Source organism: Granulicella pectinivorans, assembly GCF_900114625.1.
Classification (GTDB): Bacteria; Acidobacteriota; Terriglobia; order Terriglobales; family Acidobacteriaceae; genus Edaphobacter; species Edaphobacter pectinivorans.
Map to the genome: position 1 here is coordinate 452,212 of NZ_FOZL01000001.1, position 20,024 is coordinate 472,235.

Genomic DNA, 20,024 nt, shown 5'->3' on the forward strand with positions numbered 1-20,024 from the left:
GAAAGCGAAACACAGAAATCCCCACGGAGGCCTTTCCATGAAAGCGGAAAATCCCCCATTTTCTGCTTCCCCCAGCACAAACCCTTTGGCGTCAACGCCCCATCACGCCACTTCGTCAGTGCAACTGGTCCGGGATCACCGCGAACTGAATCAGAAGGTCGAACGGCACAATCTTTAACGTGTTTTCATGCGTCGCCTCAAGCACAATCGGACACGCCGCTCCAGCCTGCTGTACCTGGAGCCAACGCGCCGCGCACACGCACCACCGGTCGCCCGGCTTCAGCCCCGGAAACCCCCACTGCGGATGCGGCGTCGTCAAGTCGTTGCCCAGCGCCTTCGACGTCGCAAGGAACTTCTCATCCACGATGCAGCACACCGTATGCACCCCAAGATCCTCCGGACCCGTATTGCAGCAGCCGTCCCGGTAGAAACCGGTCATCGGATCGCAGCCGCACACCTGCATCGGCTGCCCAAGTACATTTTTGCCACGCGGAGAAGGTTGAACCGATTCAGTAGCCATGCCCTAGTATCCCATCCGTCGCCCCCCTATGCCGAGGCCTCTGCTTGCCAGAGAGAGACCCGAGCTTCATCCCCTCAAATATGGTTCATCCTATCCAGACGGAAGCTCCAGAATCCAGGCGCAAACGCAACAATGCCGCCCCGGAAGGGACGGCATCTCGAAGACTCGAATCGCCTACTTCGCAGCCGACATCTGCTGCTGCAACAGGTACTCCGAGTACGGCCCCTTGAAGTCCTCGATCGTAAAGTTCGAAGGTCCTCCATGGAAGTGCCAGATTCGCGTCGCCACTTCATTGATCAGATCCAGATCGTGCGTCACCAGGAATACAGTTCCTTCATACTTCTGCAAAGCCAGATTCAATGCATTGATGCTCTCGAGATCAAGGTGATTGGAGGGTTCGTCCAGCACCAGCACGTTTGGTTTCTGCAGCATCAGCTTGCAAAACAGAAGACGCGCCGCCTCTCCACCGGAGAGCGCATTGGTCATCTTCAAGCCTTCTTCGCCCTTGAACAGCATCTGTCCAAGAATGCCGCGGATATCTTCCTTCGTCGCCTGCGGGTCGAACTGGTGCAACCAGTCCGACGCCGTCATGCCCATCTGGATCGATCCCTTGTGATCCTGCGCGAAGTAACCGATCTGCGCCTCATGGCCCCACTTCACCACGCCCGAATCGATCGAAACGTCCGTCTCATCCACGCCTGGACCGTTCGCCAGCAGAGCCTTCAGCATCGTCGTCTTGCCCTGTCCGTTGCGGCCCATCAGGACAACCTTGTCGCCACGCGAAACCGAGGCGGTAAAGTCCTGGATCACGTGCTCGATCTTGCCGTCCTTCTGGGGATAGCTCTTGTTCACCTTCTCAGCCTCGAGAATGGTTCGGCCGGAAGGGCGCATCTGTTCGAAGCGAATGAAGGGCCGCTGGATATTCGAGCGGGCGACATCCGTCAGGGCAAGCCGCTCCACTTCCTTCTTGCGGCTGTTCACCTGGCTCGAACGCGTACCCGCCGAGAAGCGCGCGATGAAGTCGTTCAACTGCGAAATCTTTTTCTCGCGCTGCTCATTCTGGCTCTCGATTCGGGCGCGGACCGAGGTCTTCTGCTCCACCATGTCGTCGTATCCGCCGTTGTACACGATGATCGTCTCGTAATCGATATCCGCGATATGCGTGCACACCGAGTTCAAAAAGTGCCGATCGTGCGAGATCGTGATCAGGGTGCCGTTATAGCGAACCAGAAAGTCCTGCAGCCAGTTGATCGAGTCCAGATCCAGATAGTTCGTAGGCTCGTCCAGCAGAAGCGCCTGGGGATCGCCGAAGAGCGCCTGACAAAGCAGCACACGCACCTTCTGGCCGCCCTGTAGCTCGCTCATCTTGCGGTCGTGCAGCTCATCGGCGATGTCCAGTCCCTGCAGCAGGATCGCCGCATTCGCCTCGGCCTCGTAGCCGTCTTCCTCGCCCACAATGCCTTCGAGCTCACCCAGACGCGATCCGTCTTCGTCCGTCATCTCGGCCTTGTTGTAGATGATCTCCCGCTCTTCGAGCGCAGCCCACAGCGGCTTGTTGCCCATAATCACGGTGTCGATCACGCGATACGCGTCGAACGCATACTGGTCCTGGCTCAAGACGCCCAGCTTTCGCGGACGGACGACGGTGCCCTTCTGCTGCTCGAGTTCGCCCGTCAGAATCTTCATGAAGGTGGATTTACCCGCGCCGTTCGGCCCGGTAAGGCCATAACGGCGGCCCTCGACGAAGGTAACGGAGACATCCTCAAAGAGGAGCTTCTGGCCGTAGCGCATGGTGACGTTGGAGACGGAGATCATATCTTGGGGTCCTATGGTCGTTGCGGAGCGCAACGGAGACCGCGCCGTGCGAGGCGTTTCGGTCTAAAATGTCGTTCAAAATTGGGGAAAAACGGATTTTTCGCTTTCTCAAGTATACATGCTGCCCCTCCCTCCCAAGGGGAACGGCACCCATATCCGGGCGGTCGCGTGGCGCGGGGTGGGGTCGAAGCGGCAAAGCCCTCGCCGGTGCCTTCACCGTCCGGCAATTGTCCTCCCCGCTCCTGCGCCGTATACTGGCTCGGCTTCCTCCGGAGCCGATTCCACGAAAACCAAAACGCTAAGGATAAAAACCATGAATCGTCGTCAGTTTGCGCAAAACGCCGTAGCAATGGCCGCAGGTCTGGGTGCCATGGAGATCCTGCCCTCCCTCGCCGTAGCGCAGACCGCCGCCGCGTCGCCCTTCCGCTTCTCCGTCATGCTCTGGACCCTCAACAAGCTCGGCCCCTTCGAGCAGACCATCGAACTGGTCTCGAAGGCAGGGTATAGCGGGATCGAGCTCGTCGGCGAATGGCGCAAATGGTCCGACGACGAAGCCCTCAAAACCGCCGCGCACCTCAAAACCCTCGGCCTCCGCGTCGACTCCATGGCCGGCGTCAAGGGCTCCTTCGCCGACCCCGACACCATCGACGCTCTCCTTGCCGACCTCAACCTCTCCTTCGCCATGGCCCGCAAGCTCGGCTGCACCCAGATCATTCTCACCACCGGCAAGCGCGTCGCGAAGTCCTCCTTCGAGGTTTGCGTCGACAACCTCAAGAAGATCGCGGTCATCGCCGAGAAGGCCGACATCGAGATCGTCATCGAGCCCATCGACCTGCTCGAGAACGCGACGTCCTTCCTGACCTCGGTCACCGAAGCCTTCCAGATGTGCCGCGCTGTCCAAAGCCCCAAGATCAAGGTGCTCTACGACGTCTACCATGAGCAGCGACAGGCCGGGAACATCCTCGAAAAGTTCGAGAAGAACATCGACCTCGTCTCCCTCGTCCACATCGCCGACGTCCCGGGACGACACGAACCCGGCACCGGCGAGCTCAACTACAACGCCGTCTACAAGCTCCTCGCCAAGCTCAACTACAAGGGCTATATCTGCATGGAGTTTTACCCTACCGGCGACGCCGTCACCCAGCTCCGCGCCGCCCGCGAAGAAGCCATCCGCGCCGCACGAGCCTAATCCGCCACCAAGACGGATGCCCCACATCTCGCTGTGGAGATGTGGGGTTTCCAGATCGCCATCAATCCATCCCGATGGAGCCGCCGCTCATGCAAAAGCGCTACATCCAATTCCTCCTCGGCCTCATCCTCCTTCCCTGCGCCGCGCTGGCGCAGAACCAGGGCTGGACCGTCTACGGAGGCATCGGCGGCGACCACTACTCCACTCTCACCCAGATCGACCGCACCAACGCGAAGAACCTCAAGCAGGTCTGGCGCTACGACACCGGCGACGCCGGCATCCTGCAAAACACGCCCCTCATCGCAGGCCGCATGCTCTACGGCGTCACCTACGGCGAGAAAGTCATCGCCCTCGACGCCACCACGGGAAAGCTCATCTGGCGCTTCGACCCCGGGGTCAGCGGTTCGCAGCCCGTCCGCGGCGCATGCTTCTGGCAGGATGGCGGCAAGGGCCGTCTCCTCGTCGGCATCATGAACTTCCTCTTCGAGCTCGACGCCGAAACGGGCAAACCAGTCGAAACGTTTGGACAAAGCGGCCGCATCGACCTCCGCGAAGGCCTCGACATGGACCCCAAGCGGGCCACCGTCGCGATGACCACCCCGGGCGTCATCTACAAGGACTCCATCATCGTGGGCTTCCGCGCGCCCGAAACCCACCCCGCCCCGCACGGCGATATCCGCGCCTACGACCTCAAAACCGGCAGGATGAAGTGGACCTTTCACACCATCCCCCACCCCGGCGAGCCCGGCTACGAGACCTGGCCCGAGGGAGCATGGAAGAACGCCGGCGCAGCCAACGCATGGGCCGGCCTCACGGTCGACGCCGCCCGCGGCATGCTCTTCGCCGCCACCGGCTCCGCCGTCGACGACTTCTACGGTGGCGACCGGGCCGGCAACAACCTCTATGCCAACACCCTCCTCGCGCTCGACGCCGAGACCGGCAGGAAGATCTGGCACTTCCAGGGCGTACACCACGATATCTGGGACCGCGACTTCCCCGCCGCCCCCGTCCTCGCAACTGTTCTGCACGATGGAAAGCGCGTCGACGCCGTGGCGCAACCCACCAAGCAGGGCTACCTCTATGTCTTCGACCGGGTCACCGGCCAATCCCTCTTCCCCATCGAGGAGATGAAGGTCGCCAGGAGCGACGTCCCGGGCGAGGTAAGCTCGCCGACCCAGCCGCACCCGCTCGCCCCGGAACCCTACGCCCGGCAGGTCCTCACCGAAGACGACCTTACCCAACGCACCCCCGAGGCCCACGCCTGGGCACTCGAACAGTTTCGCGCAATGAAGGTCGGCACCGCCCAGTTCACACCCCTCGCCCTCGACCAGCAGACCATCGTCACCCCCGGCTACGACGGCGGAGCCGAGTGGGGCGGACCCGCGATCGACCGCAAGACCGGCGTCCTCTACCTGAACGCCCAGGAGATCGTCACCACAGGAGCCCTGACCGACAACAGCAAGCCCCACGGCCCCGGCATGACCGTATACCTCAGCCAGTGCGCCGTCTGCCACGGCGAGCAGAGGCTCGGCTCACCACCCGAGTTCCCCTCGCTCCTCGGCGTCACCAAACGGCTCTCCAACCCGCAGATCGAGGCACTGATCCACGGCGGCAAGGGCCGCATGCCCTCTTTTCCAAACATCCAGGGCGATCTTCTGGCTCAGATGGAAGACTTTCTCCGCACCGGAGAGGACACAGGCCCTAAAGTTACAGGATCGCAGGGCAGACGGTCTCCCGCACCCGGCACACCCGCCGCTGCCGCCGCCAATCCCCACGGTGCAGAGCTCTTCAGCCAGAACTGCGCCGTCTGCCACGGAGCGCAGGCGACCGGCGTACCGCCCGTCTTTCCTACTCTTATCGGCGTAGCGGAGCGCCTCAGTGAGCCCCAGATCGCAGACATCCTGAAGGACGGCAGAGGCCGCATGCCCTCCTTCGCGAAGCTCTCCGATGCCGACCGCGCCTCGCTCGTCCGCTATCTCGGCGCAGGCCCTCTCCCCGAGGAGAAGAAAGAGCTCGAAGCCGCCGGAGAGGTCCATTCCCGATACCGCTTCACCGGCTACCGGCGCTTCTTCGATCCAGAAGGCTACCCCGCCAGCGCAACGCCCTGGGGCACTCTGAATGCGATCGACCTCAACACCGGCAAGTACCTCTGGCGCATCCCCTTCGGCGAGTATCCCGAGCTCGTCGCCCAGGGCATGCCGAACACCGGCAGCGCCAACTACGGCGGTCCCATCGTCACCGCCGGCGGCGTCATGTTCATCGCAGCCACCGTCTACGACCGCCAGTTCCACGTCTTCGACACGAGCGACGGAAAGCTCCTCTGGCACACGGAGCTGCCCTACGGAGGACTCGCCACCCCGGCGACCTACATGATCGACGGCAAGCAATACGTGGTCATCGCAGCCGGTGGAGGCAAAGACCCGAAGCACGCCCTGGGCGGCAGTTACATCGCCTTCGCCTTACCCTAAGTCTTGCTCCACCAGGCCTCGACCGGCTTCTCCTGCAACAGGATCCGCGAAAGAAACTGCACTGCCGAAGCCAGCCCCTCATCCGGGGCGATCAGCGCATCCTCATGCTCGATGCTCAGCGCCCCGTCATACCCCGCCAGCCGCAGCGCCGAAAGTACAGCTCTCCACTCGAACTCCGTATGCCCCCACCCCACAGCCCTGTACATCCAGGGCCTCTGCCCCAGCTCGTCGTACCCTCGGTTATCGAGCAAGCCATCCTTGGCGATCTTCCGTGGCGACAGCGAAAGATCCTTCGCATGCACATGGTGAATCGCCTCACCCAGAGCCCCGATCACCGCCGGCACATCCATCCCCTGCCACCACAGATGGCTCGGATCCAGATTCATCCCGATCGTCTTCGACGTCGCGTGCCGCAGCCTCTGGAGCGTACTCGTGTTGTACACACAGAACCCCGGCCGCGCCTCGATCGCGATCCTCACTCCGGCATGCGCGGCAAACTGCGCCGCCTCCCGCCAGTAAGGAATCAGTCTCTCCTCCCACTGCCAGTTCAGCGCGCTCACATAGTCCGGAGGCCACGGTGTCGTAATCCAATTCGGCGTCATATCCCCCGGTGCTCCGCCCGGACAGCCCGAGAGCGTCACCACCGTCGCAACATCCAGCCTCTCCGCCAGCCGCACCGTCTTGCGAAACACCGTATCCGCATCGTGCGCCACCTTCTCATGCGGATGCAGCGGGTTCGCGTGACACGACAGCGCCGAGATCGTCAGCCCCGCATCCTCAAACCGCGTGCAAAACTCACGCACCTTGTCCTTGCTTGCCAGCAGCGCATCCACCGCCACATGGTCGCTCCCCGGATACCCGCCCGTACCCAGTTCAATCGCTGTGATCTCGCGATACTGCCCGATCTGTTCCAACATGGCATCCAGGCTAAGCCGGCCGAAGATGGGATCGAAGATACCGAGTTGCATGCATGCTCCCTGGTCTACTGGTCCCTGACGCCAGGGTGGAGGTGTTGCTCTCCCACTGGTTGATGCGATGGTTTGAGCGTCACACGACGCGTAACACGGTATATCTTCCACACAACAAAGAAGTCAATGCCCATCCGCACGACGGCACCATCAAAGGGAAAACGTTTCACCAAAACACAACCTTCAACCTCTGCGGAGTACGGAAAGACAGTGCCTCAGACCACAAAACGTCCTTGAACCAGCAGGCAAACCGACTTTGCGCAAACTATCCGTCTTCTACTCGCTACCCCCTGCTTTCAGGACCGGCAGAAGACCCAGCCTACCGGCTCTTCTTCACCACCGGGCATCCGCACGACCCGCGCACCACCAGAGCGGCCTCCAGCATCATCCTCTTCGACGGCAGCTTCTCCTTCGCGTCAATACGCTCCAGCAGCCGCCGCGCCGCCTTCTCTCCAATCTCTGCCGCCGGCTGCACCACCGCCGTCAACGGAGGATCCAGATAAGGTCCCAATTGAATATCGTCGAATCCAATAAACGCAATCTGCTCCGGCATCTTGATCCCGCGCTCCGCCAGGGCCTCCACCGCCTCCAGCGTCGTCAGCTCATTCAGACTGAACAGCGCGGTCGGCGCGGGCTTCATCGCCAGCCACGCATCCAACTGCTTCGGAATTCCTCCGCCCTCCGGATCGACGATCTCCAGCATCGGCGACAGTCCCGCAGCCTTCATCGCCACCCGGTAGCCCTCCATCCGCTGCTGAATCGTATAGTGATGCCGGTTTACCCCCAGCGCCGCGATCCTCTTATGTCCATGCCCGATCAGGTGCTCCACGGCCTCCCGCGCATAGTGCCGGTTCTTGATCAGGATCGCGTCATAGTCCTGCTTCTCCACCGGCTGGTCGAACGTCACCAGAGGCGTATGCGCCATCTGCGGCGTCCGGAAGTGCGCGCCCGAACCCGGCGAAGGCACAATCAGAATCCCATCCACCTGGTGCCGCGTCAGGTAGTCGACCTCCTCGGTCTCCACCTTCTCATCGCCATCCGTAAACGTGATGATGCAGGTATAGCCCGCCTGCCGGAACACCTTCTGGATCGCCCGCACGCAACCCGCCATAAACGGCCCACCCACATCCGGAATCACCAGCCCGATCGCGCCCGAGCGCTTGACCTTCAGACTCCGGGCCAGCTCGTTGCGCTGATACCCAAGCTGCTCCACCGCCTTGCGGATCCGTGCCGAGGTCTCCTCGCTGACATACCCCTGTCCACTCAGCGCCCGCGAAGCCGTCCCCAGACCGACACCAGCCAGCTTCGCGACATGCACCAGCGTCGGCATCGAGTTGGTCGGTTTCAAACGGCCTGGCATAGGGGGGTTCTTCCTTCCCTGTGAATACTACATGATGGGAACCAACCCCTCAGGGCCGATGCGACAGACTATCCCCTCAGAACCACAGCGTCAAAAATAAACGTTTCCACAACATCCCGGCTCCCGCGAAGTCAGGTGCCCCACACCTCGATTCCGAGACAGATGTGTGTCCGAGCCGACAACTCCCGACGCAAGCCTCATGGTAGATTTCCTCATGGCCCACAGTTCCTCGCTGACTCGTAGCCAGAAACTCGCCCAGTCCGCCGCCCTTCGTCAAAAAGACGAAGCCTTCATGGCCGCGCTCGTGGCCTTCACCGCCCGCTCCCTCACCACCTCCACCCCCGTCCCCTTCGGCGCCCTCATCGTCGACACGCTTACCGGCAAGCCGCTCATGCGCGCCCTCAACGCCGTCCGCCAGGAAAACGATCCCAGCTCCCACGCTGAAGTACGCACCGTCCGCAAGGCGACAAAGAAGCTCAAGAGCCCCTCCCTCAAGGGCTACACCATGTACACCACCTGCGAGCCCTGTCCCATGTGCATGGCCAACGCCTTGTGGGCCGGCCTCGACCGCGTCGTCTACGGTGCCACCATCGCCGACGCCGCACGCCACTGTCGCCAGATCTACATCCCCGCCACGGAAGTCGCAACCCGCTCCGACATGCCCTGCCTCATCACCGGCCCCGTTCTGCAAGCCGCATGCAACACCCTCTTCGACCACCCCAACATGCAAAAAGTCTTCGCCACCTGGAACCCAAAGAGCACAACCTAGCACTGGCAACCGAGAACCGCTCCCATGACCGAAGCCGACCACCAAGCCGTCTCCGCCTGTCTCGCCGACCCCACGCGTTACCTCACGAACGCGCAAACCGTGCAGCGCCTCTCCCGCGACTTCTACTGGTATTCGCCCGTCCTCAAGGCGCTTCTCGACGACAAGACCGCCGAGGCCGTCGCGCAACCCATCTCCATCGAAGAGATCACCGCGACCCTCGCGTGCTGCCACGCCCGCAACATCCCCGTCACCGCCCGCGGAGCCGGCACCGGCAACTACGGACAGGCCATTCCCCTGCACGGCGGCATCGTCCTCGACCTCGCCCGCATGGACGCCATCGAAGAGATCACCCCGGAGGGCGTCGCCATCACTGGCCCCGGCACACGCCTAGGCGTCCTCGAAACCCACGCCCGCACCCTCGGCTGGGAGCTCCGCTGCTACCCCAGCACCGTCGCCAAGGCCTCCGTCGGCGGCTTCCTCGGCGGTGGCTCCGGGGGCATCGGGTCCGTCGCTCACGGTGGCCTCCGCGACTTCGAAACCGTCCGCTTCATCGACGTCGTCACCATGGAACCCACGCCGCGCCTCATCCACCACGCCGGCAATCAAGTCCACGAGGTCATCCATTCCTGGGGCACCAACGGCATCATCGTCCGCATCGGCCTCGCCCTCACCCCCGCCGTCGACTGGGCCCAATGCGCCGTCGCCTTCCCCACCTTCGCCGCCGCCTACGACTTCAGCGAAGCCATCGCCACACAGGACACCTGGACCAAGCGCCTCATCACCACCTTCGAACACCCCATCCCCGCCGCCTTCGCCCCCATCGTAAACATCACCCGCCCCGGTCAGGCCCTTATCTTCTTCATGATCGCCGCGAGCCAACTCGAAGCCCTGCAAGCCGCCGCCGAAGCCGCCGGAGGAGTGGTCACCCACGCCGCCCCCTATCAGGGCCTGCGCACCCAGCCCCTTCTCTCCGACTACACCTGGAACCACACCACCCTCTGGGCCATGAAGCTCGACCCCGAGTATACCTATCTCCAGTGCGGCTTCTCGCCCACCGAAGTCCGCAGTCAGTTCGCCCAGCTCAAGCAGAAGTACGGCGAAGACTTCCTCTTCCATATCGAGTTCATGAAGAACGGCACCGGAGCCGTCATCCCCGGCTCCATCCCCATCGTCCGCTTCTCCACCGTGGCCCGCCTCAACGAGATGATCGATTTCTGCCGCTCCATCGGCGTCTTTGTAGCCAACCCTCACTCCAACAACGTCGAAGGGGGTGGCCGCTACCATCCCGACAACATCCAACTCATCACCAAGCAAAAGTACGACCCCCAGAACCTGCTCAACCCAGGCAAGATGGCCACCTTCTCATAGAGCCGCCACATCGGGTGCCCCACATCTCGCTTCTGAGATGTGGGTTTCGAATCACCACCGAATCCCCACGGAGCCCCATGCAAACCTGGATCCCCGCACCCCGCAACTTCGCCAACCTCACCTGGAAGCAGGTTGAAGCGCTCGACAAAGAACGCACCCTGCTCGTCCTCCCCACCGCCGCCATCGAGCAGCATGGCCACCATCTCCCACTCGCCACCGATACCCTCATCAACAACCTCCTCCTCGGACACGCCCTGGCCAAACTCCCCCCGGAAGCTCCCGTCTACGCCCTGCCTAACTTCTGCTACGGCAAATCGAACGAACACATCGGCTTCCCCGGCACCATGTCCCTCTCGGCCTCCACCTTCATGGCCGTCATCCGAGACATCGGAGCCTCCGTCAAGGCGTCAGGCTTCCATCGTCTCTGCCTCTACAACACCCACGGAGGCAACACCGCCCTCGACGACGTGATGGCCCGCGACCTCCGCGCCGAGTTCGGTCTCCGCACCTTCTACCTCACCGGCGGCGCCGGATCCACCCCCGCCGGGCTCTCGCCCCAGGAGCGAGCCTACGGCTTCCACGCCGGCGAGTGGGAGACCGCCGTCCTGCTCGCCGCCACCCCGGAACTCGTCCACCCGGACCAATACACCACCAACTACATCGCCCACATCGACAATCCCAAGCCACTGCTCCCCGAGTTCGCCGCCGCCACCTTCTCCTGGCTCACCCGCGACATAGCGCCCAGCGGCGTGATGGGCGACCCCACCCCCGCCACGGCGGAAAACGGTCGTCTCTGGATCGAAGCCGCCTCCACCAAAGTAGCCGCCGCGCTGCAGGCTATGCTCGACTTCGAGGAGCTCGTCCCATGAGCCCGCAAGCACCACCCCCCATGAACTGGCCGAGCCTCTGGTTCAAGCTCTTCGGCGCAGCGCAGCTCATTCTCGGCGCGCTCGCGATCCTCCTCTGGCTCATGAATCGCAACGCCGCCAGTCACGGTGGCCACGACCTCCATCGCGGTCTGCCGATCGGAATTGTCCTGCTTGTCCTGGGCGCGGGCGCTCTCTATCGCGAACGCATCACCGTCGCCCTCTCCTCCGTCGGATTCGCCCTGATCGCGGTCGGGGTTCTCTACGCCGACCGCAGCCTTCCCCTCATGCGGCTTACCTTCGAGGCCATCTACGCCGCCGTCCTGTTTCTGCCCGCCATCTTCTCCTATCGCTTCCGTCACGCGACAAGGTGGATCGTATGATCCTCGACCTCGGCGACGGAATCACGCTCGAACGCGCCGTTGCCCTGCGCATGTCCGACGGCACCATTCTCCACTCCGACCACTACTACCCGCGCGAAGCCGGACCCCACCCAACCCTCCTCATGCGCCAGCCCTACGGACGCGACATCGCCTCCACCGTCGTCTACGCGCATCCCGCCTGGTTCGCCCGCCACGGCTACAACGTCGTCATCCAGGACGTCCGCGGACGCGGCACCTCCGAGGGCACCTTCTACCCCTTCCGCCACGAAGCCCAGGACGGCGTCGACACCCTCGCCCTCCTAAAAAAACGCCCCGAATCCAACGGCAAATTCGGCATGTACGGCTTCTCCTACCAGGGCATGACCCAGTGGCTGCTCGCCGCCCGCCAGCCCGAGGGCCTCCTCTGCATCGCCCCCGCCCAGACCGCCCACGACCTCTACCACGGCTGGTTCTACTACCACGGCGCTCTCCGCCTGGCCTCCTCCCTCGGCTGGGGTCTCCAGATGCTCAAAGCCGATGCCCGTCGCGCTCAGGACCGCGAAGCCAGCGACAAGCTCGAAGCCGCCTGGGCCAACCTACCCGCCCAGTACCTGACCACCCCCTACGGCCACCATCCCGCGATCGGCGGCTACGTCAAAGACTGGTTCGAGAACGACACCCCTGGCCCCTACTGGCAAGCGCAAGACATCAGCCAGCAAGTCGATCAAATCACCCTCCCTGCCCTGCACCTCGCCGGCTGGTTCGACACCTACCTCAAGGGTTCCATCGACGCCTTCCAGGCCATGCAGCACAAGCCCCACCACCACCTCATCGCCGGCCCCTGGATCCACATCCCCTGGGGAGATCGCATCGGCCCGCACACCCTCGGCCCCGAAGCTAACCTCGACACCGATGCCCTTCACCTCCGCTGGTTCAATCACTGGCTCAAGGACACCGGCGAGTTCACCAACGAGCCCCGCATCCGCCACTACGCCCTGAACGAAAACCAGTGGCACGAAGCCGACGCGATCCCCACCCCCAACCACACCCTCTATCTGCACAGCGAGGGACGCGCCAACTCCAGCAAAGGCAACGGAACCCTCACCCATCTAGCCCCAAATACCCCTGAGCCGCCTGACCTCTACAACTACGACCCCGAGGTTCCCGTCCTAGCCCCCGGCGGCGCAACCAACGCCCCCGGCCCGACGAATCAAGCCGCGATGGAGCTTGGCAACAACGTCCTCATCTACACCACCCGCCCCCTCACCCGCTCGCTCCACGTCTTCGGCTCCCCCGAGGTCGCCATCCACCTCGCCACCAGCGCCCACACCACCGACCTCGTCGCCAAGCTCATCTGCGTCAAGCCCAACGGTGACGCCCAGTTCCTCACCATCGGCATCCTCCGCCGCCGCGGCCTTACCCCCGACACACCCAGCCTCTGGAGCTTCCCCCTCGAACCCACCTCCATCGTCTTCGCCCCGGGCGACCGCCTCCGCCTCGAGATCGCCAGCTCCGCCTACCCCCTCTACGACCGCAACCCCAACACCCACATCCACCCTCGCCAGGCCGACTCCTGGAACTGGGCGCGCTCCACCCAGACCCTCTTCCACGATCAGGCCCACACCTCCGCCCTCCATCTCCCCATCCTCCCCACCCCAGAGGAGAGCTAATGCCGGAAGCCCGCGTCCCCGCCGTCGCCTTCGACCACGTCACCAAGCGCTTCGGCACCGCCAAGCCCATTCTTGAATCCCTCAGCGTCAGCATCCAGCCCGGCGAATTCGTCTCCATCGTAGGCCCCAGCGGATGCGGCAAGTCCACCCTCCTGCGCCTCGTCTCCGGTCTCAGCCCGACAACGTCGGGGACTGTGGAAGTCGAGGGCATGACCCCCAAATCCGCCCGCGAGATCACCAGCTTCATCTTCCAGGACCCCACGCTCCTGCCCTGGCGCACCGTCCGCCGCAACGTGGCCCTGGGCCTCGAACTCGAACACACCGCCCGCGAGCGCCGCGACGAGATCGTCTCCAACCTCCTCACGCTCGTCGGCCTCGACCACGTCGCCGACTCCTACCCGCGCCAGCTCTCCGGAGGCATGAAGATGCGCGCCTCCATCGCTCGCGCCCTCGCCTCCAACCCCCGCATCCTTCTCCTCGACGAGCCCTTCGCCGCTCTCGACGAGATCACCCGCGACCGCATGAACGAAGAGCTCATCCGCCTCTACCAGCAACAAAGCTGGACCGTTCTCTTCGTCACCCACTCCGTCGCCGAGGCCGTCTTCCTCTCCACCCGCATCCTCGTCCTCGCCCCGCACCCCGGCCGCCTCGCCCACGACATCCCCATCGATCTGCCCTACCCGCGCACCGCCGAGACCCGCGCCTCCGAGTCCTTCGACCAACTTGTAGCCCATGTCTCCCGCACCCTCCGCGAGGTCCACACCGTATGAAGCGCACTCTCATCACGGCCCTCTCCGCAGTCATCCTCTTCGCCGCGCTGCTCCTGCTCTGGTTCGGCGTCATCGCCCTCTTCGGCATCCAGCCGTTCATGCTGCCGACGCCTCTGGCCGTTGCCAAGGCCACCGCAGAGCGCTTCCCTTCCCTCGCCACCTCGCTTGCCATCACCGCCGCCGAAGCCGCCTCCGGACTCGCAGCCAGCATCCTCGTCGGCGTTATCATCGCGCTCATCTTCGCGCAGTCCCGCTGGATCCGCCGCATGCTCTACCCCTACACCATCCTTCTCCAGACGGTCCCCATCATCGCCATCACCCCGCTCATCATCATGTGGATCGGCCCCGGCCTCTTCTCTGTCGCGCTCATCGCCTTCATCATCTGCCTCGCCCCCATCATCGCCAATACCACCCAGGGCCTTATCTCCGTCGATCGCGGCATGGTCGACCTCTTCCTCATCAACAACGCCAGCGCCCCGCAAATCCTCTTCCGCCTCCGCCTCCCCCACGCCCTGCCCTCGCTCTTCACCGGCATCCGCATCTCAGCCGGAGTCGCCGTCATCGGAGCCATCACCGGAGAGATCTTCGCCGGCTCCGCCCGCGTCGGCGTAGGAGGCATCGGATACGCCATCATGTACGCCAGCTCCCAGCTCGAAACCGATTACCTCTTCGCCCTCGTAGCCGCCGCCACCCTGCTCGGCTTCGTCTTCTTCTTCACCGTCATGTTCCTGGAGTGGTTCTTCCTCCACCAGTGGCACGAATCCGCCAGATCACCCGAGCTCGAATAAAGAAAAATAAACAAGTCAGCCGTTGCTATCGTAGTTGCAGTTGCGGTTGCCCTTTGGTTGTCATCCCCGCGGGGGATCCGCTTCTTCTTTTGCTTTGCGGTTGCTCTTGCTGTTGCCTGTCCTTATCCGCCTTACATCCTTTTTCTCCAGTTATGTTTGCTTTCCAGAACGACCAAGGACGCCAATGCTCCGCCTAGAAACCCCCACCGGTTACTTCCTCGTCACGCACCCCGCCCATGCGCATCTCGCCGCGCACTTCGCCTCCCACTGGGGCAACGACCTCTTCCTTCCCCCCACCCCCCGCACCTCCGTCCTGCACGGCATCCGCGTCCACGACGACGGTTGGGCCGCCCGCGACGCCGCCCCCACCATCACCCGCGCCGGCAAACCCTCCGCCTTCTCCCTCGAACTCGTCGGTGCCTACTCCGCCTTCGAGGAGATCGACCTCGCCGCCTACCTCGCCGTTCGTGAACAGGCCGTCGAGCTCGTCGAAGCCGTCGATCCCTACTCTGCCCTTCTCGTCTCCATGCATACGTACAACCTGCTCACCGACCGCGCCGACCGCACCACCATCGCTCCCGCGCAGCTCCCACTGCTCGACGCCTTCCTCGACCGCCAGCGCCTCCGCCAGCTCCGCCTCATGGAACTCGTCCGCACCGACCCCGAGTACACCGCCAAGGACGTCTGCGACGAGACCATCCTCAACAACTTCCGCCTCCTCCAGGCCACCGACAACCTGTCGCTGCTCAGTTGCGTCGCCTTCAACAGGCCTTCCACCTGCCTTCACCCGCTCCCCACCCAAACAGGCGAACGCACCATCGAGGTTCACCCCATCGGTCCACGACAGTTCCGCCTCACCCCCTGGCCCTTCGACCAGCCCGAGATCAAAACCTGCGTCACCGCCCGCCACGTCGAGGGCCACACCTTCCCCTCCAGCGCGGCATTAGCGGACGCCTACGACAACGCCCCCACCCGGGAACTCGACATCCACCTCACCGCATAGACCACAGAACCGCCACCACTCCAGGTCCCCCACATCTCGCTTCCGGGATGTGGGAACACCTCCTCAAGCCCTGCCTTACGACTGCCCAATAATCACGCCCGCCGCAAACACCAGCCCACCCCCCACAATCACCTGCAGCACCGACAACGCAAAACTCGTCTTGAAGTACTTATGCCGGATCAGCGCAATCACCACTAACTCGATCCCCACCACCAGGTACGCCCAGATCAAAGCCGTATGCACGTTCGGAATCAGAAACGGCAGCGTATGCAGGAACCCGCCCAGAAACGTCATCCCGCCCGTCACCAGTCCGCGAAACACCGGGTTCCCCCGCCCCGTCAGCTCGCCGTCATCGGACAGGCCCTCTGAAAACGCCATCGAGATCCCAGCCCCAACCGCCGCCGCGGCCCCAATCAAGAACACCGTATGGGAGTTATGCGTCGCAAACGCAGTCGCAAAGATCGGGGCCAGCGTCGACACCGATCCATCCATCAAGCCCGCAAGGCCGGGCTGCACCACCCGCAGCATAAAGCTCTTATCGTCGCCAACGATCTTCGTCAGCTCACTGAAATTCGGCAGATTGTCGCTCATGGCCACAGTCTACCGCGCCTCACTCACGGCACCCACGGCACAAAAGACAAGCGGCCACCTCCGGGGAGGTGGCCGCTCTTATCTTCTAAGCCTTCGGCCCTAAAGCCCTTGCTCTTAGCGACCCCGCGTACCGCGGTTCACACGGCCCGCAGGAGAAGGACCACCGCTACGGCCTCCGCCACGCGGTCCGCCCGCAGGACCGCCAGGTCCGCTGCGGCCATTCGAGGCACCGCGGAAACCACGGCCACCCGGACGAGGACCATTCTGGTTGCCGCTCGGACCCTGGCTGCGGTTCGAGTAGGGGTTCGGCGTCATCGGTGTAACAGGCTCGTTGCCGCGCCAGGAACGCGTCTCCATCTGGAGCACATCGCCGGCAGCGGGCGAAGAGAGATCAACAGGCTTGTTGCGCTCTTCCTTCTGCAGGTTCTTGTCGGCTTCACGCCACTCGAACTTGATCTTCAGCTCGCGCTCCAGCTTGCGGGCATCCGAACGCTCCTGCGGAGCGACGAACGTCGTAGCGACGCCCTTCTTGCCCGCGCGGCCCGTGCGGCCGATGCGGTGGACGAAGTCGTCCGAAGCATTCGGCAGATCGTAGTTCACAACATGAGCAATGTCGTTCACGTCGATACCGCGAGCCGCCACGTCGGTCGCAACCAGCACGCGATGACGGCCATTCGCAAAGCCCTTCAGCGCAGCCGTACGCTGCGACTGCGAGCGATCGCCATGGATCACATCGGCATCGTGGCCGAGCTTTTCGAGCTTCTTCGAGATGCGGTCCGCGCCATGCTTCGTGCGCGAGAACACCAGGAACGTGCCCTCTTCTTCGCGGAGCATCTGGTCGAGCAGGCCGAGCTTCTGGTCCTGCATGACGGTGTACACGCGAAGCTCCACGCGATCCGAAGGCTTCGAGGTCGTACCGATCTCGATGCGAACCGGGTTCTGGACGTAGTCGCGAACGATCTCGCGAATGTTCGCATCCAGCGTCGCCGAGTAGCACATCGTCTGGCGGGTCTTCGGCAGCGCGCCGACGATCCGCTTGATCGCGGGCAGGAAGCCCATGTCGAGCATGCGATCCACTTCGTCCAGCACCAGCATCTCGACACCGGTCAGGTTTACCGAGCGGCGCCGGAGGAAGTCCTCAAGACGGCCAGGAGTAGCCACCACAAGGCGGGGACCGCGATCCAGCGCGTCGAGTTGGTTGTTCTCGGAGAGTCCACCGCACACCAGCACGGCGTCGTTGCGAACGCCCGGAACCAGCTTCGCGTAAGCCTCGAGCACCTGCATCGCGAGCTCGCGGGTGGGGAGAAGGATCAGCGCGCGAATCGGCTGACGCTTGCCCTTGGTCGAAGGAACCGAGGTCGCATCCATGCGCTCGATCATCGGGATCAGGAACGAAAGCGTCTTGCCCGTGCCGGTCGAGGCGGTCGCAAGGATGTCGCTGCCTTCAAGAGCCGGCGGAATCGCCTTCGCCTGCACCGGCGTGGGCGTCTTGAAGCCGGCACCATGCAGACGCGCCTTCAGGCTCTCGGAGATCTTGAAATCGTTGAAATGCACATCCTTCAGCATCGGAAGCCCGGTCGTCGGATCGATCTGGATCGCGTCGGGGGTAATGGCGGTGGAGGCAATGTTGTTGTCGGAAACGGTCGAAACGGTGGGGTTCTGCTCAAGTGTTGCGGAGGTCAATGGAATTCCTTCTTCTGGGTACGCGCGGGGGCGTACATGGTCAAACGACGACTAAGGGTTGCAGAAGTTCAAGAAACAAGCGCAAGCGCCCGGTCAGGAACTATGGATTCAAGTAGTCAGCATTGCTGTCGTTTGAGCGAAGCGCTGCTGCTGCACGGCGAGACTTGTCCTATAACAAGCCATCCAGCCAGAGCAACCAGCGCGACTTCATCACACAAGAGAAGGGATGCGGTGGTAAGGCGTATCTCGCGGTCTCTGGCCAAACTCGAATCCACTTCGAAGTCTTTGCCCGCGTCGCCTGTGGCCGAAGTAGCCCACAGAAAGAGAATAGCATGGCATTGCGCCAGTGGGAACCTTTTTTTAGAGCAGTCCCCTTTGCTGTACCGTCTGCACTTATCCCCGCAGAATCTCCGTCGCTCCTGAGATTGGCGTGGGGCCTTAGCCCTGGGCCCCTCTCGTTGCCCGTCTCTATCCGTCGTTCCTCCTTGTGATCCGAGTGACGCATTGCTCTCCCAAACCAACTACCTCCCCAGCTAAAATGGCTCCCAATGCCCGCCCAGACCCTCCGCCGCCACCAAACCGCGACCCTCTCCCTCCTCTTTCTGGCGGGCATCATCAACTTCCTCGACCGCTCCTCCCTCTCGGTGGCCAATACGACCATCCGCGCCGAGATGCACCTCTCCGCCACCCAGATGGGTTGGCTCCTCTCCGCCTTCTCGCTCGCCTACGGATTCGCCCAGCTCCCCCTCATCGGCCTCCTCGACCGCCTCGGAACCCGCGCCGTCCTCGGCTCCGGCCTCATCCTCTGGTCCACCGCCCAGATGCTCACCGGCCTCGTCCGCACCTTTCCCGTCTTCATCCTCCTCCGTGTCCTCCTCGGAGCCGGCGAAGGCCCCTTCTACCCCGCCGGCGTCCGCGCCACCCGCGAGTGGTTCTCCCCAGCCACCCGTGGCCGTGCCACCGCCGTCATGAGCTCCTCCTCCACCATCGGCATGGCCACCGCCCCACCCATCCTGACCGCCATCATGCTCTCCATCGGATGGCGCCCCACCTTCATCCTCCTCGGCGCCCTTGGCCTCGTCGCCGCAGGCCTCTGGATCGCCCTCCACCGCGCCCGCCGCGACACCGGGTTCGCCGAGCCCGAAGCCCCGGCCGGTCCCCAAGCCCCCGAAGCCGCCTGGCGAGCCCTCATCCGCCAACGCACCGTCTGGGGCATGATGCTCGGCTGGGGCGGCATCAACTACACCGTCTGGCTCTATCTCGCATGGCTCCCCGGCTACCTCCAGGAACAGCGCCACCTCTCCCTTACCCAAAGCGGCTGGGTCGCCGCCCTCCCCTTCCTCTTCGGAGCCCTCGGCATGCTCTCGAACGGCGTCGTCGTCGACCACCTCGCAGCCCGCGGCGGAGTCCTCACCACCATCCATCGCCGCAACCTGGTCGGCGGCATGGTCGTCTCCGCCCTCAGCACCTTCCTCGTCGCCCATAGCGAAACCACCACGCAAGCCGTCGCCGGCATCAGCGCCGCCCTCTTCTGCATCCACTTCGCCGGCACCTCCGGCTGGGGCTACGTGCAGGCCGTCAGCCCCCTCCGCTACGTCGCCTCCCTCGGAGCACTCCAGAACTTCGCCAGCTTCATGATCGCCTCAGCCGCCCCCATCCTCACCGGCTTCCTCCTCGACCGCACTCACTCCTTCACCATCGCTCTGGCCGTATGCAGCGCCGTCACCCTCCTCGGAGCCCTCAGCTACGCCACCCTCGCCGCCCCCACCGGCATGCACCTCGATCCAGCCTAGATCCGGGTGCCCCACATCTCGTTTCTGAGATGTGGGAATGC

The 20,024-nt window shown here is 63.6% G+C and carries 17 protein-coding genes; 11 read left to right on the plus strand and 6 right to left on the minus strand.

Annotated elements, in window-relative coordinates; all coding sequences use genetic code 11:
- Positions 1-115: 115 nt before the first annotated feature.
- The gene (locus BM400_RS01750; RefSeq protein ID WP_089836062.1) at positions 116-520 is read right to left on the minus strand and encodes a DUF2237 family protein; all 405 of its coding nucleotides are present in this window, start codon (positions 518-520) and stop codon (positions 116-118) included.
- A 174-nt stretch (positions 521-694) separates the two neighbouring features.
- On the minus strand, positions 695-2,335 hold the full coding sequence (locus BM400_RS01755) for an ABC-F family ATP-binding cassette domain-containing protein (RefSeq protein ID WP_089836064.1): 1,641 nt from the start codon (positions 2,333-2,335) through the stop codon (positions 695-697).
- A 313-nt stretch (positions 2,336-2,648) separates the two neighbouring features.
- Between BM400_RS01755 and BM400_RS01760 the strand changes: the two genes are divergently transcribed.
- Both BM400_RS01760 and BM400_RS01765 read left to right on the plus strand, forming a co-directional pair.
- On the plus strand, positions 2,649-3,524 hold the full coding sequence (locus BM400_RS01760; RefSeq protein ID WP_089836066.1) for a TIM barrel protein: 876 nt from the start codon (positions 2,649-2,651) through the stop codon (positions 3,522-3,524).
- 89 nt (positions 3,525-3,613) lie between these two features.
- Positions 3,614-5,992 carry a c-type cytochrome gene (locus BM400_RS01765; RefSeq protein WP_245781626.1) on the plus strand — a complete coding sequence of 793 codons (2,379 nt, stop codon included), beginning with the start codon at positions 3,614-3,616 and terminating at the stop codon, positions 5,990-5,992.
- Here BM400_RS01765 and BM400_RS01770 read toward each other — a convergent pair.
- A complete protein-coding gene (locus tag BM400_RS01770; RefSeq protein WP_089836069.1) occupies positions 5,989-6,960 on the minus strand; it encodes a sugar phosphate isomerase/epimerase family protein in 972 nt (323 codons plus the stop codon). The two genes, BM400_RS01765 and BM400_RS01770, sit on opposite strands and share 4 nt — an antisense overlap.
- A 319-nt stretch (positions 6,961-7,279) precedes the next feature.
- Positions 7,280-8,320, minus strand: coding sequence for a LacI family DNA-binding transcriptional regulator (locus BM400_RS01775; protein ID WP_089836072.1), 1,041 nt, complete (start codon positions 8,318-8,320; stop codon positions 7,280-7,282).
- A 166-nt stretch (positions 8,321-8,486) separates the two neighbouring features.
- Between BM400_RS01775 and BM400_RS01780 the strand changes: the two genes are divergently transcribed.
- The 8 genes from BM400_RS01780 (at position 8,487) to BM400_RS01815 (ending at position 15,916) form a co-directional block, all read left to right on the plus strand.
- Positions 8,487-9,089 carry a nucleoside deaminase gene (locus BM400_RS01780; RefSeq protein ID WP_141223774.1) on the plus strand — a complete coding sequence of 201 codons (603 nt, stop codon included), beginning with the start codon at positions 8,487-8,489 and terminating at the stop codon, positions 9,087-9,089.
- Between the two features lie 24 nt (positions 9,090-9,113).
- Complete coding sequence (locus tag BM400_RS01785) at positions 9,114-10,457, plus strand: FAD-binding oxidoreductase (protein ID WP_089836076.1); 1,344 nt, start codon at positions 9,114-9,116, stop codon at positions 10,455-10,457.
- 77 nt (positions 10,458-10,534) lie between these two features.
- Positions 10,535-11,326, plus strand: coding sequence for a creatininase family protein (locus BM400_RS21530; RefSeq protein ID WP_141223775.1), 792 nt, complete (start codon positions 10,535-10,537; stop codon positions 11,324-11,326).
- On the plus strand, positions 11,323-11,706 hold the full coding sequence (locus tag BM400_RS01795) for a hypothetical protein (RefSeq protein WP_141223776.1): 384 nt from the start codon (positions 11,323-11,325) through the stop codon (positions 11,704-11,706). The genes BM400_RS21530 and BM400_RS01795 overlap by 4 nt, the downstream gene beginning before the upstream one ends.
- Entirely contained in the window at positions 11,703-13,355 is a 1,653-nt protein-coding gene (locus tag BM400_RS01800) for a CocE/NonD family hydrolase (protein WP_089836080.1), read from the plus strand. Before BM400_RS01795 ends, BM400_RS01800 begins: the two co-directional genes overlap by 4 nt.
- Entirely contained in the window at positions 13,355-14,125 is a 771-nt protein-coding gene (locus tag BM400_RS01805) for an ABC transporter ATP-binding protein (protein ID WP_089836082.1), read from the plus strand. Before BM400_RS01800 ends, BM400_RS01805 begins: the two co-directional genes overlap by 1 nt.
- Positions 14,122-14,913 (plus strand): ABC transporter permease, encoded by a 792-nt coding sequence (locus tag BM400_RS01810; protein WP_089836084.1) that lies wholly within the window; start codon positions 14,122-14,124, stop codon positions 14,911-14,913. The genes BM400_RS01805 and BM400_RS01810 overlap by 4 nt, the downstream gene beginning before the upstream one ends.
- A gap of 184 nt (positions 14,914-15,097) precedes the next feature.
- Positions 15,098-15,916, plus strand: coding sequence for a DUF3891 family protein (locus BM400_RS01815; protein ID WP_089836086.1), 819 nt, complete (start codon positions 15,098-15,100; stop codon positions 15,914-15,916).
- A 75-nt stretch (positions 15,917-15,991) separates the two neighbouring features.
- Here the strand turns inward: BM400_RS01815 and BM400_RS01820 are convergent, their stop codons facing one another.
- Both BM400_RS01820 and BM400_RS01825 read right to left on the minus strand, forming a co-directional pair.
- Positions 15,992-16,507, minus strand: coding sequence for a VIT1/CCC1 transporter family protein (locus BM400_RS01820; protein WP_089836088.1), 516 nt, complete (start codon positions 16,505-16,507; stop codon positions 15,992-15,994).
- Between the two features lie 114 nt (positions 16,508-16,621).
- The gene (locus BM400_RS01825; RefSeq protein ID WP_245781627.1) at positions 16,622-18,190 is read right to left on the minus strand and encodes a DEAD/DEAH box helicase; all 1,569 of its coding nucleotides are present in this window, start codon (positions 18,188-18,190) and stop codon (positions 16,622-16,624) included.
- Between the two features lie 548 nt (positions 18,191-18,738).
- Here BM400_RS01825 and BM400_RS01830 point away from each other — a divergent pair.
- Positions 18,739-19,983 (plus strand): MFS transporter, encoded by a 1,245-nt coding sequence (locus BM400_RS01830; RefSeq protein ID WP_089836090.1) that lies wholly within the window; start codon positions 18,739-18,741, stop codon positions 19,981-19,983.
- Positions 19,984-20,024: the final 41 nt, after the last annotated feature.